We start from the raw sequence: 11,179 nt of genomic DNA on the forward strand, positions 1-11,179 counted from the left end.
CCATAATAACGGTTCGCGGGATGGAAATATCGTCAAACAGCATGGTTGCCGAGCCGGGCATCACAACAACCATCCGGCCGCAACAAGTGCGAAACAGGGGCGAAAGACTAATGTATATTATCGTTGATGATCGCGAGAGCGTCACGAACAGCTACGTTGGAGGGCTCGTTCGCGAAGGTGTATCGTCGATCGGCTTCTCCTCCGGAGAATTCTGGGACTGGCTGCAATCTGCGAGCGAACCGGATCTGGCGGCGGTCGACGCCTTTCTCCTCGGGGATTGCGATGCCCGCGGAAGCCTGCCTCGGGCGATGCGCAAGCGCTCCTCGGCGCCCATCATCGCCATGAGCGGCCAGAAGATGCTCAAGAACACGCTTGAGCTGTTCGAATCGGGTGTCGACGACGTCGTCCATGTACCGATTCACCTGCGCGAGATCCTCGCCCGAACGGCCGCAATCGCGCGCCGCCGGGTGGGCGAGCTGCCGAGGCCCTGCGAGACCAGGATCCAGGTCTTCTTCAACGGACGTGACCCCGAGATCGCGGGCCACGCTCTCACCCTGCCCCGCCGCGAGCTGCGCATTCTCGAGTATATGGTCAGCAACCACGGCAAGTGGATCACCAAGACGCAGATCTTCAACGCGGTCTACGGCATCTTCGAGTCGACCTTCGACGAGAGCGTGATCGAGAGCCACGTCAGCAAGCTGCGCAAGAAACTCCGCGACCGCCTCGGCTTCGACGCGATCGTGGCCCGGCGCTACGTCGGATACCGCCTCAACATCCCTGCCGGCGAGACCATCGACGTGCCGATGCAGGAACTCGACGAGGTCGGGATCCTCCTGAACAGGGCACATTCCGCCCCGGCGGCGTACCCGGCCGGAAACTGACGCGGCAGGGCACCGCCACAAAAACGACAACGGCCTCTGCGGAGTACCCTTCGCAGAGGCCGTTGCACTTTCAGCGGCAGGGATGGCGGAACAGCGGCCTCGCGATGCCGGCGCCGCGATAGCTACGGCTTCTGCTGGAATTCTTCCTTCGAAACATAGTTGAAGTCCTCGACCAGGACGTCCTGGACGACGTCGGCCTGCATCCGCTCGTTGACGCGCTGCTTGATGGCCGTCGTGAGGATGGAAAGGTCGTAACGGGCGAGCTTCCTGAAATCGAGGCGGTCGTCGGCATAGATCCTGCGGAAGGCCTCGTCGACGACGAACGGCTCCGGAGGGACGTTGAGCTGGTGCATGATCCGCGCCTCAACGGTGTAGACGAAGCGCGCCACGATGTAGCCCTGCACGCTGCCGCCCTCGACCATTGGCACGCTCAGCGCCCGCGTCTTCTGGTATTGAAGGCCGTCGAGATATTCGTCCTTCGCCGGCAGCAGGCTGCCGTTTTCCTTCCAATAGGCCACGGCATAGCTCGTGCCCGCGGTGAGGATGCATACCCAGAGCCCGGCCAGCACGAGTCTGATCATTTTCCGTCCTGTGCTGTGCGGCCGGTATAGGTGCCGTCCGACTCGGCTTCCTTGATCGCTTTGACGATGATGGCCGCGACCTCGCGCACCGCATCGTAATGCATTTCGAGGATGGAACGGTTTCGCTCGAGCTTCTCGCGCAACCGCTGGATCTCCTCGGTGATCTCGACCTCGTTGCCGAGATGCATCCGTGCCCGCATCAAGCGGACGAATTCGAGCATGCTCCGGCTCTTCCGGGCACTGAAGTCGTCGAAATCGATCTTCTTGCCCGTCGAGAGCGCGACCGTCTCCTCCTCGACGATGTTCTCGAGCCGGCGGATCGCAGACAGCAGGCCACGCACCTCGTCCGATCTCGCCGCGTCGGTGCCGTCGTTCACCACGTCACCGCCGAGATTCGGCAGCAGCGCAGGCAAGAACGCATCGCCTTCTGCCGCTTCCAGCGTCATCGCGTCGGCGTCCACGACCGGCTGCTCCACCACCAGGACCGCCGCACCTTCTTGTGCTTGCATAGGAAATTCACCCCTCAACTTCTGTCACCCATTCCCGGATCATGATCCGGTCTTTTCCGTAACGCCGGGCCCTGCCGGCTGCGCAGCGGCGAGTTGCTTGGCAATGCCAATGCCCTTGCCCTTTGCCAGCTGAGCACCAAGCTGCTCCGCCAGCATCGACTTCCAGACGCCGCCGGCCGTGCCCTTGCCGAAGACTTCCTCCGACTCCTTCGGCAGCATCGTCTCGACGAAGGTCTGGAGAATGAACGCCTCGAACTTCCGGTACACCTCGCCGGATGCGGGCGCCTTGATCACCCGCACCGGCGGCCCGTTCACCGCACCCGGCTGCTGCGCTTCGGCAGCCTGCGCCGCGGATTGATCGGCATTCGCCGCCTTAGCCTTGCCGACCTCCGCGTCCATGGTGGCGGCGAAATCGGCGTCCGACGATTTCAGTGCATCGAGCTTCGCGGTCGCCGCCCGCTGCGTCACGGGGTCGGCGGCATCGAGGACATCAAGAACGAGGTCGGGCGTCGCTGTCACGATCATGTCTTGTTCCGGCTGGCTGGCCGTGGCGTCCAGTCACGCACGGCGGGGCTTATTCCCGTCATCTCTTCGAGCGAGCGCGCCTCCGCGTCGCGAAGCTTGTCTGCGAGCGCGGCCTTCGCGACCTGCTCGAGCTGTTTCACACGGCGGGTGTCCGCGCGGACCTGGTCGAGTTGCTGCGACGCCTGCGCCTGGACCGCGCGCGCACCGGCGCTCGTCCTGTTCAGGCGCCGCGCGATTGAGTCGCTCGACGAGCCCGCCGGCGGTTTGCCCTCGTTGAGGGTTCCTACCAGCCATTCCTGCTCGTCCTGCAAGCTGCGCTCCTGCTGCCGCAGATGCGCGAGCTGCCATTCGGACAGCCGGAGCTGAAGCTTCACGAGCGAGACCATCCGGCCGAGCTTGTCCGCGCGCGACGTCATGACCATCACTCCGCCAGCCACGACGAGACGCCGAGCATGAATTGCGTCAAGAGCTCGTCGCTGGTGAGGTAGAGCAGCAGGAAGCCGCCGAACAGCACGAAGGGCACCGAGATGAAATAGACCGGAATCGCCGGCGTCAGCTTGTTGATCAGGCCGACCGCGAGGTTGACGATGACCGAATAGACGATGAAGGGGCTGGTGATCCGCAGCGTCAGCACGAACGCCTCGGACAGGCGGCTGACCAGCTGTTCGAGCGCCATGCTGCCGCCGATCCTGTTGCCGGGCTGCCAGACGTCGTAGGAGTTCATCAGCCCGCGCAGGACCTGCCAGTGCTGATCGGTCATGAAGAACAGCGTGGTGACGGCTGCCATGATCAGCGGGACCAGGGCCGGCGCCGGATCGGTGTCGCCGACCGGCGTTCCCGGGATGTTGCTCAACCCGATCGCGCCCGCCATCACGGTCGCCATGGTCTGCAGCGCGAGGAAGAACACGCGCCCGCCGAGCCCGATGACGCTGCCGACCACAAGCTCGGAGCAGATCAGAAGCGCAAGCGTCAGCGGCGCGGCGTTGTCGGTGAGAGGTTTCAGGACCGAGATCAGGATCGGCGTCAGCGCAAACGTCGTGACGAGCGCGACGAACAGGCGAACCTGGGCCGGAACGTTGACGCTGGAATAGCCGGGCACGAGCATCAGGCAGGCGCCGATGCGGCAGAACACGATGAACGTGACCAGCACGCTGTCGGCGAGGCCGCTGATCACGATATGGCTCCCAGCGCCCTGATCTCGGCGCTGCGCGCGACCTCGACATGCGACAGGACCGGCAAGGTCGGGAACACCCGCTCCAGGATCATCCGGACATAGGGGCGGGCTTCCGGGGTGACCGCCAGAACCACGCTGGTGCCGTTCTCGGTGAATTTTCGGATCGCGGCGCTGGCTTCGGTTGCGAACTGCTCGATCAGGCGAGGATCGGCGTCGAATTCGAAGACTTCGCCCTTGGCGTCGCGCTTCAGGCTCTGGTGGAACGCCAGGTCCCAGCGATTGCCAAGGCGGACGACGTTCAGCACACCGTTGTCGGAAAGGTCGCCGCAGATCTGCTGGGCAAGTCGGGTCCGCACATGCTCCGCGACCTGCTCGGAGCGCCGCACATGGGGTGCGATCTCGGCAATGGCCTCAAGGATCAAATGGAGATTGCGGATCGACACGCGCTCGGCCAGCAGGATCTTCAGGATCGCCAGCAGGCCCGAATAGGAGATCTGCGACGGGCAGAGATCCTCGACCAGGCGCTTGTATTCGGGATCGAGACGGTCGAGCAGGCCGCGCATGTCCTTGTAGGATAGCAGCTGTGCGAGATTTGCCCTGAGCACTTCGCTCAAGTGCGTGAGCAGCACCGACAGGTTGTCGACGGGCTTGCAGCCCTGACGCTTGACCTCGTCGGTGAACGCCTCCGTCACCCACAGCGCCTTCATGCCGAAAGCGGGTTCGATCACCTCTTCGCCGGGCACGTCGGGCTTACCGTCCTTGTCGACGAGCACCAGCACCTCGCCGAGCCGCAGCTCGCCATGGGCGATACGCGTGTCGTGGATCCGGATCTGGTATCCCTTGGGATCGATCGACAGATTGTCGCTGAGCTTGATCTCCGGAATGACGAAGCCGTATTGCTTGGCAAACTTCTTGCGGAGCTTGCTGACCCGGTGCCCAAGCTCGGTGCGCGCGCCCAGCAGATGGACCGACAGATGGCCGCCGAGCGACACCTCGATCTCTGCGGTCTTGAGCGATTCCTTGACGGATTCCTTGGCATCGGCCTGGGCGCGCTCGTCGGCCTTGCGCGCATGCTCTTTCTTCTCCCGCGCCGCCTGCCGCCGCGGCAGCGAGTAGCCGACAAAGGCCATGGCACCGCCGAGCAGCACGAAGGGTGCCATCGGCAGCCCAGGCATCAAGGCGAGCACGAACATCATCAACGACGCCGCCGACACCGCGCGCGGGTAGCCACCGAGCTGCCTCAGCACGGCCTGCTCGGCCGACCCCCTGGTGCCGCCCTTGGAGACCAGGAGGCCCGCCGACAGCGACACGATCAGTGCCGGCATCTGCGTTACCAGACCGTCGCCGACGGAGAGTTTGGTGTAGACGTCGGCGGCGCGCGACAGCGTCAGCCCGTGATGCGTCACGCCGATGATGATGCCGCCGAAGATGTTGATCGCCGTGATGATCAGGCCGGCGATTGCGTCGCCGCGGACGAATTTCGAAGCACCGTCCATTGCGCCGAAGAACGCGCTTTCCTCCTCGAGCTCGCGGCGCCGGCGCTGGGCCTCCTTGTCATCGATGAGGCCCGCGGAGAGGTCGGCGTCGATCGCCATCTGCTTGCCCGGGATGGCGTCCAGGGTGAAGCGGGCACCGACTTCGGCGATACGCGTTGCGCCCTTCGTGATCACGACGAAATTCACCGTCACCAGGATCGCGAAGATGATCAGACCGATGACGAAGTCGCCGCCCATGACGAACTTCGAGAAGCCGGCAACGACGTGACCCGCGGCTTGTTCGCCCTCCCCGCCCCGCGACAGGATCAGACGGGTGGTCGCAACGTTGAGTGCCAGCCGCAGGATCGTCGCGATCAGCAGCACGGTCGGGAAAGCGGAGAAATCGAGCGGCCGCTGGATCCACAGCGCGACCATCAGGATCAGCGCGGACAGCGCGATCGAGAAGGCGAGGCCGAGGTCGATCAGGATCGGCGGTATGGGCAGGAACAGGATCGTGAGCATGGCCACGATACCGCCCGCGAAAAAGGCGTCGGCCCCCAATCGTCGCGGGGTCGGCAGGCTAGCAGCTAATGTATCGGCCATGGGTCACCGGCAGAGGGTCCGCCCCGCAATCTGCCGTGCAAAGCTTACGCGAGGGTGGTGGCCGGGCTCGCGCGGATCAGAAGCCGTGCTCGATCCGCGAATAGACCATCTCGGTGAAGGTGGAGAGATGGGCGCCGATGAAGGAGCCGGAGACGGCAACGACCAGGAGGATGACGATGATCTTCGGCACGAAGGTCAGCGTCACCTCCTGGACCTGGGTCAGCGCCTGGATCAGCGCAATGGCGGTGCCGACGAGCATCGCGGCGCCGACGGCGGGGCCGGAGGCGACGATGATGGTCCAGATCGCCGCCTGGACGATGTCGAGGGCGTCCCGCTCGTTCATGACTGGCTGATCGTAAGGCCGGGCCCGACCGCGACCTTCGTGCCGTTCTCGAGGGTTGCGATGGAGCCATCGTTGTTGATGGAGATCGAAACGACCTTGCCGCTGAAGGTCGCGCCGGTCGCGTCGGTGAAGCTGACGGTCTTTCCGATCAGCCCGTTGGCCTGCGACAGCGACTGCGACGACAGCAGCGCATCGAGCTTCGAGTTGGTCTGCATGGCCTGCTCGACCGTCGAGAGCTGGGCGAACTGGCTCATGTACTGCGAGGTATCCATCGGATTGGTGGGATCCTGGTTCTTCATCTCGGCGACGAGGAGCTGAAGAAAGGTATTGTAGTCGACGGTGTTGCTCGCCGTGTTCTTCGTGGAATCGGTCGCATTGGACTTGCTGGTGCTGTCGGTCGCGCTGTTGACGTTCATGTAGCCTCTCCGCTGTCAGGCAGCCTCGAATGGGATCTCGGTGGCGACGCCGGCCAGGCCGGCCAGGATTGCGTCCTCTACCGGGAACAGTCCCCGGATCCGCTTGAGCGCCTCGAAATATCGGGTCGTGCGGACCAGCTCGTGGATCGTGGCGAGCCCGTCGAGCATCTCACGGCTCTCGCAAACCGCGAGCAGGGCCGCGTGATGCTCCCCGTAGAGCGCGACTGCGGCGCCGATATCCGTCGGGTTCATCAGCATGAGCTGGACGATGAAATAGAGCTGCCGCATCGCCGTAGTGGCGTCGGAAGCCTGCATGACCTGCCCTTCGAGCAGGAACATCACGTCGTTGACGAGCTCGACGGAGACCTTGCGGTCCACGCGCAGCACTGCGCCGTTGACGTAGATCCGCTCACCCGCCCGCAAGGATATTTTCATCAGAGCGCGTCTCGGATCAGGCGGTTGATTTCGATGAGCTGCATCACGTCGTTCGACTTCTCCTCGCGAAGCCGATCGGCTTCCTTGACGACCCACAGGCCGATCGAGATGATGTCGGCGCGCAACTTTTCCGGGAGTGCGTTCTCCGGATGGGCGAGATCCTCGATGAAGATCGTCCACAGCCGCCGCACGTAGAGCAGACTCTCGACCAGATCTTCGAAGCTGAAGCGCCCGCCCTGGACCCGCTCGAGCCGGTCGATGCCGAGACTGAGCGCCTGCCGCTCGCGGCCCCGCGCCTCAGAGGCGCTATCATCGACGACCGCTTCATAGGCTTCAAACGTCATCAGAACCACTCTGCGCAGGAGACCGAACAACAAGACAAAGTTACAGACCCCGGCTCAGAGATAGTTGATCAGGCTGATCTGCTGGAGCTGCGACGTCAGCGACAGCGCCGTCTTGATCTGGGTCTGCAGGGTGTTGACCCGGACCGAGGCCTCCGTCGGGTCGACGGCCTCCATCTTGACGATCTGATTGTTCAGAATGTCCTGCTGCGTCTTGAGCTTTTCGGTGGCGCCGGTGACCCGCTGCTGGACCGTGCCGACGCCGCCGCCGAGCGTAGCGAGGTCCGTGATGGCGTTACCGACGAGGCCGATGGCCTTGTCCACGACGACCTGGAACGTGTCCTGGCTCAGGTTCGCGTTCCCAAGATCCGCCATCATGGTGTAGGCCTCGGCGAGCCTACGGAAGCCGATCTGGTTGGCGCTAACGGACGTATCGGCGATCTCGGTCGTGGAGATACGGCTTTGCATGGTCTGGTCGGTGGCCGTTGACCAATTGGTGTTCCAGGCCGGGCTCGCGAACTCGGCATCGAAGGTGGTGTTGAGGAAGGTCTGCATTTGGGCCGGGGTAATGGTGCTCACGCTGGCCGAGGATTGCGAGAAGCCGAAGGTCGCAAGGAAATCGGCATCGACCTGGTTCTTGCTGGCCGAACCCGCAGTGTAAGCCGTGATCGGCGTGTTCTGCGTGTTGACCCCCGAGAAGAGATACGAGCCATTATAGGAGACGTTCAGCGCGCCGATCAGATCCTGGAGGTTGGCGGACGCAGGCGGCAGGATGATCCGCCCGCCGCCGTCGGTGCTGCGGGCCGCGATCAGGTCCTTGAGGAAAGAGGTTGCGGTTGCGCCCAGCTGGGTGATCCGGTTCTGCGTCGTGTCCAGGCGCCCCGAGACGAGCCCGTTGGTATCGACGAGCTGATCGGCGAAGCTCAGGTCCGCCCGCAGGGTGACGTCGCTTCCCGTCGTGGCACCAAGCTCGAGGCCGACATCGGCGAAGCGGCCGGTGGTGGCTTCCTTCGAGGCCTTGGTCAGCGCGGCCTGATTGTTCGTGATCGAGGACCTCAACGACGAAGACAGCATCAGGGTCGAGATGTAGTTGGCGCTCATCATGACTTAATTCCCCACGGCGGCCAGCAGGCTCTGCAACATTTGGTCGACGGTCGAGATGATCTTCGACGACGCCGAATAGGTACGTTCGACCTGAAGCATCAAGGACATCTCGTCGTCCATGTTGACGCCGCTGACGTTCGACAGCGCTGCGGAGCTGCGGTCGAGTAGCGTGTTCTGATAGGTGGCGTAGTCGTCCGCGGCCTTGCGCTGGTTTTCGATCCAGCTCGTCGACGACGCCGCGAAGTCGATCAAGCTGCCGCTCGGCTTGCCTTGCGTGGTTGCATCGAACGGCTGCGACGCATCCATGTTGCCGATCAGCTGCTGCAGCCTGGTCGAGTAGCCGGCATTGCCGGTGGTGTTGTATCTGTAGGCGACGTTGCCGCTGATCGCGCCATCACGCAGCAGGTTGGGATTGCCGCCCTGGGCCGGGTCGACCGACGCGGCAACGCTGATCGAGCCGGCCAGGCCGACCGAGACGGTCGCGCTTGCGGGCATCGCGGGTGAGCCGGGATAGGTGAAGAGGCCGGGCCGGTCGGGCAGCGCGGCGCCGGACTGGTCGACCTCCTTGAAGGATTCGACAAGGCCGCGTGCGACCTCGTCGAGCTGGCTCTGATACGTGACCGTGGCGTTGTCGCGCAATTGGGCGAGGCCAGCGAGCTTGCCGGTCTTGATCGGCATCACGGAATTGGCGCCGGTGACCGGGACACCGTCGATATAGACAGCATTTCCGGTGGTCCCGGGCGTATAGATGTTGGTCGCCGCGAAGCTGACCGAGCGCGCCGTCTTGTCGAACAGCACGACACCGCTGTCGGTGTAGAGCGCCGCGTCGCCGTTGGCGCGCAGCGTCATCGAGACGCCGACCTCCTGCGACATCTTCGAGACGATGTTGTCGCGCTGGTCGAGATAATCGGTGACGTCGTCGCCGGCGATCGTCCCCTTCACGATCGCGGTGTTGACCTTATCGAACTGGGTCAGGAGCTGATTGATATTCCCGACCGAAGTCGCCATGTCGGCGTCCGCTCCCTGGCGCACCGTCTGCACGGTCTTGGTGGCCTGGTTGAGCGCGGTCGCCATGTCCTTGGCGGACGTGACCGCCGCCTGCGCCAGCGTGGTGTTGTCCGGAGCGTTGGCATATTGCTGGAGCGCCTGCTTCAGCTTGTTGAGCTGGGCGGCCGGCGACTGCCCAAGTTCGGGATCGTCCACAGTCGAGGCCGATATCTTCTGAAGACCGTCCAGGATCGCATTCTGCTTGGCGGACCCAGACGTCGCGATCAGGACGTTATTATAGAGACCCGAGCTGGCGGCGCGCTGGATCGCCGCCACATAGACGCCGGCCCCGGGGAGATTGTCCAGCACGGCGATCTTGCGCGAATAGCCGGCGGCGCTGGCACCGGCTATGTTGCGCGAGATCGTCGACGACTGGATACCCGACGCCATGAGCGACGCACGAGCGGAGTCGAGAGCGGCGGTAAGGGACATAATCTGCTCTTGCCCGGAATGAGCGCTTGAGGATTCAGCGCTTCAGGTTGACGACGACGTCGAGAAGATCGGCGCCGGTCTGGAACGATTTCGAATTCGCAGTGAAGCCGCGCTGCGCCTCGATCATCCCGGTGAGTTCGTCCGCGAGGTCGACGTTGGAGTCCTCCAGCGCGCCCGACTGGACAGTGCCGAGACCGCCGGTACCGGCATTCCCGGCCTGCGCGTTGCCGGAATTCATGTTGGTCGAATAGACGTTGCCGGGCTCCGGCGTCAGGTTGTCGGGGCTCGCGACGTCGGCGAGCATGATGGTGTAGAGCGTCAGCTGCTGACCGTTCTTGAGGATCGCCGTCACGAAGCCCGAATCGTCGACATCGACTTTGTCGATGGCCGATGGAACGCTGCCATTGACAGTCGCCTTGAAGCTGAAGTCGGTTCCGACCTGCGTCATGTTCGACAGGTCCAGGCTCATCGCCGCACCGCCGGGAACGGTGAGGGCGAGAGTCGTCGGGCTCGCCGCGGCCAGCGTGCCTTTGCCGGCTGCGGTCGTATCGAAGGTGAAAGTGGTGGCGGCACCGACCGACGCACCTGTCGCGGAGTTGTAAGCCTGAAGCTGCCAGGTGTCAGAGCCGGCGGCCGTCGCCGTGTGGGACATGTAGACGTCGAGCGTAACGGCCTGGCCGATATTGTTGTAGGCCACGATCGAGCTCTTCGACGAATATGACGCCGGCCCGGGCGGACCGGCGATCACAGCCGCTTTCGGATCCAGATTGCCGGTCGTGAGCGTTCCCGCCGTCGACGGCACAGGCACTTGCGAAACCTGGGCAATGTTGACGATCTGCATGCCGGACAGGCTGTTCTGCGAGAAATTGGTCACCTTACCAGGCTGGCCCAGGAGGTAGTAGCCGGCCGCGTTGACCAGATTGCCCTGGGCGTCCGGCACGAACGAGCCGGCGCGCGTCAGATATTGCTGCGTGTTGGCGGCGTTCGACACCACGAAGAAGCCGTTGCCCTGCACGGCGAGGTCCGTGGTCGACGTGGTGAACTGCGTGTGTCCCGCGTCGCTGATGGCGTAGCGAACCGTCGTCTCGACGGCGCCGGAGTCGTAATTGCCCGAGCCGCTCTTCAGGATCAGTGACGAGAATTCCGTCGAAGCCCGCTTGTAACCGGTCGTGTTGACGTTCGCGATGTTGTCCGAAACCGTCGACAGCTTGTTGGACTGCGCGCTCATTCCGGAAACGCCGGTGCGCATAACACCATACAGGCTCATGAAGTAGGCTCCTTTGTCAGGTTGTATCTACAATGCGGGTTCTTGC

14 protein-coding genes are annotated in these 11,179 nt (G+C 63.7%); 1 reads left to right on the forward strand and 13 read right to left on the reverse strand.

Features of this window, described 5'->3' with window-relative positions; all coding sequences use genetic code 11:
• The first annotated feature begins 110 nt into the window (after positions 1-110).
• Entirely contained in the window at positions 111-881 is a 771-nt protein-coding gene (locus tag AB7535_RS28925) for a response regulator transcription factor (protein WP_231145403.1), read from the forward strand.
• Between the two features lie 122 nt (positions 882-1,003).
• Here the strand turns inward: AB7535_RS28925 and AB7535_RS28930 are convergent, their stop codons facing one another.
• The 13 genes from AB7535_RS28930 to AB7535_RS28990 all read right to left on the reverse strand — a co-directional run bounded on the left by AB7535_RS28930 (position 1,004) and on the right by AB7535_RS28990 (position 11,133).
• Entirely contained in the window at positions 1,004-1,462 is a 459-nt protein-coding gene (locus tag AB7535_RS28930; protein WP_014492689.1) for a hypothetical protein, read from the reverse strand.
• Entirely contained in the window at positions 1,459-1,971 is a 513-nt protein-coding gene (locus AB7535_RS28935) for a flagellar biosynthesis protein FlgN (protein WP_231143348.1), read from the reverse strand. Before AB7535_RS28935 ends, AB7535_RS28930 begins: the two co-directional genes overlap by 4 nt.
• Before the next feature lie 39 nt (positions 1,972-2,010).
• Entirely contained in the window at positions 2,011-2,496 is a 486-nt protein-coding gene (locus AB7535_RS28940) for a rod-binding protein (RefSeq protein ID WP_063981319.1), read from the reverse strand.
• Positions 2,493-2,912: a hypothetical protein gene (locus tag AB7535_RS28945; RefSeq protein ID WP_208088488.1), complete on the reverse strand. Its 420-nt coding sequence runs from the start codon at positions 2,910-2,912 to the stop codon at positions 2,493-2,495. Before AB7535_RS28945 ends, AB7535_RS28940 begins: the two co-directional genes overlap by 4 nt.
• A 5-nt stretch (positions 2,913-2,917) precedes the next feature.
• Entirely contained in the window at positions 2,918-3,670 is a 753-nt protein-coding gene (gene fliR, locus AB7535_RS28950) for a flagellar biosynthesis protein FliR (RefSeq protein ID WP_063981318.1), read from the reverse strand.
• The gene (flhA, locus tag AB7535_RS28955; protein WP_071909981.1) at positions 3,667-5,748 is read right to left on the reverse strand and encodes a flagellar biosynthesis protein FlhA; all 2,082 of its coding nucleotides are present in this window, start codon (positions 5,746-5,748) and stop codon (positions 3,667-3,669) included. The genes fliR and flhA overlap by 4 nt, the downstream gene beginning before the upstream one ends.
• A 76-nt stretch (positions 5,749-5,824) precedes the next feature.
• Complete coding sequence (gene fliQ / locus AB7535_RS28960; RefSeq protein ID WP_014492683.1) at positions 5,825-6,091, reverse strand: flagellar biosynthesis protein FliQ; 267 nt, start codon at positions 6,089-6,091, stop codon at positions 5,825-5,827.
• A complete protein-coding gene (gene flgD, locus AB7535_RS28965) occupies positions 6,088-6,507 on the reverse strand; it encodes a flagellar hook assembly protein FlgD (protein WP_063981316.1) in 420 nt (139 codons plus the stop codon). The genes fliQ and flgD overlap by 4 nt, the downstream gene beginning before the upstream one ends.
• A gap of 15 nt (positions 6,508-6,522) precedes the next feature.
• Complete coding sequence (gene flbT, locus AB7535_RS28970) at positions 6,523-6,942, reverse strand: flagellar biosynthesis repressor FlbT (protein WP_063981315.1); 420 nt, start codon at positions 6,940-6,942, stop codon at positions 6,523-6,525.
• Positions 6,942-7,286 carry a flagellar biosynthesis regulator FlaF gene (gene flaF / locus AB7535_RS28975; RefSeq protein ID WP_208069782.1) on the reverse strand — a complete coding sequence of 115 codons (345 nt, stop codon included), beginning with the start codon at positions 7,284-7,286 and terminating at the stop codon, positions 6,942-6,944. The genes flbT and flaF overlap by 1 nt, the downstream gene beginning before the upstream one ends.
• A 54-nt stretch (positions 7,287-7,340) precedes the next feature.
• Positions 7,341-8,387, reverse strand: a complete 1,047-nt coding sequence (locus AB7535_RS28980; protein WP_231143350.1) for a flagellar hook-associated family protein — start codon at positions 8,385-8,387, stop codon at positions 7,341-7,343.
• Between the two features lie 3 nt (positions 8,388-8,390).
• Positions 8,391-9,866, reverse strand: coding sequence for a flagellar hook-associated protein FlgK (gene flgK, locus AB7535_RS28985; RefSeq protein ID WP_439037393.1), 1,476 nt, complete (start codon positions 9,864-9,866; stop codon positions 8,391-8,393).
• Between the two features lie 34 nt (positions 9,867-9,900).
• Positions 9,901-11,133 (reverse strand): flagellar hook protein FlgE, encoded by a 1,233-nt coding sequence (locus AB7535_RS28990; protein ID WP_063981311.1) that lies wholly within the window; start codon positions 11,131-11,133, stop codon positions 9,901-9,903.
• Positions 11,134-11,179 lie beyond the last annotated feature (46 nt).

It is taken from the genome of Bradyrhizobium sp. 956_D2_N1_4 (genome assembly GCF_052076025.1).
GTDB classification, from domain to species: Bacteria; Pseudomonadota; Alphaproteobacteria; order Rhizobiales; family Xanthobacteraceae; genus Bradyrhizobium; species Bradyrhizobium barranii.

What these genes read in the sequence shown, in the direction of transcription:
- flgD (WP_063981316.1), bottom strand. Translation starts at nt 6,507, where the DNA reads ATGAACGTCAACAGCGCGACCGACAGCACCAGCAAGTCCAATGCGACC.
- AB7535_RS28980 (WP_231143350.1), bottom strand. Translation starts at nt 8,387, where the DNA reads ATGATGAGCGCCAACTACATCTCGACCCTGATGCTGTCTTCGTCGTTG.
- AB7535_RS28945 (WP_208088488.1), bottom strand. Translation starts at nt 2,912, where the DNA reads ATGACGTCGCGCGCGGACAAGCTCGGCCGGATGGTCTCGCTCGTGAAG.
- flgK (WP_439037393.1), bottom strand. Translation starts at nt 9,866, where the DNA reads ATGTCCCTTACCGCCGCTCTCGACTCCGCTCGTGCGTCGCTCATGGCG.
- flhA (WP_071909981.1), bottom strand. Translation starts at nt 5,748, where the DNA reads ATGGCCGATACATTAGCTGCTAGCCTGCCGACCCCGCGACGATTGGGG.
- fliQ (WP_014492683.1), bottom strand. Translation starts at nt 6,091, where the DNA reads ATGAACGAGCGGGACGCCCTCGACATCGTCCAGGCGGCGATCTGGACC.
- AB7535_RS28935 (WP_231143348.1), bottom strand. Translation starts at nt 1,971, where the DNA reads ATGCAAGCACAAGAAGGTGCGGCGGTCCTGGTGGTGGAGCAGCCGGTC.
- flaF (WP_208069782.1), bottom strand. Translation starts at nt 7,286, where the DNA reads ATGACGTTTGAAGCCTATGAAGCGGTCGTCGATGATAGCGCCTCTGAG.
- AB7535_RS28940 (WP_063981319.1), bottom strand. Translation starts at nt 2,496, where the DNA reads ATGATCGTGACAGCGACGCCCGACCTCGTTCTTGATGTCCTCGATGCC.
- AB7535_RS28925 (WP_231145403.1), top strand. Translation starts at nt 111, where the DNA reads ATGTATATTATCGTTGATGATCGCGAGAGCGTCACGAACAGCTACGTT.
- AB7535_RS28990 (WP_063981311.1), bottom strand. Translation starts at nt 11,133, where the DNA reads ATGAGCCTGTATGGTGTTATGCGCACCGGCGTTTCCGGAATGAGCGCG.
- flbT (WP_063981315.1), bottom strand. Translation starts at nt 6,942, where the DNA reads ATGAAAATATCCTTGCGGGCGGGTGAGCGGATCTACGTCAACGGCGCA.
- AB7535_RS28930 (WP_014492689.1), bottom strand. Translation starts at nt 1,462, where the DNA reads ATGATCAGACTCGTGCTGGCCGGGCTCTGGGTATGCATCCTCACCGCG.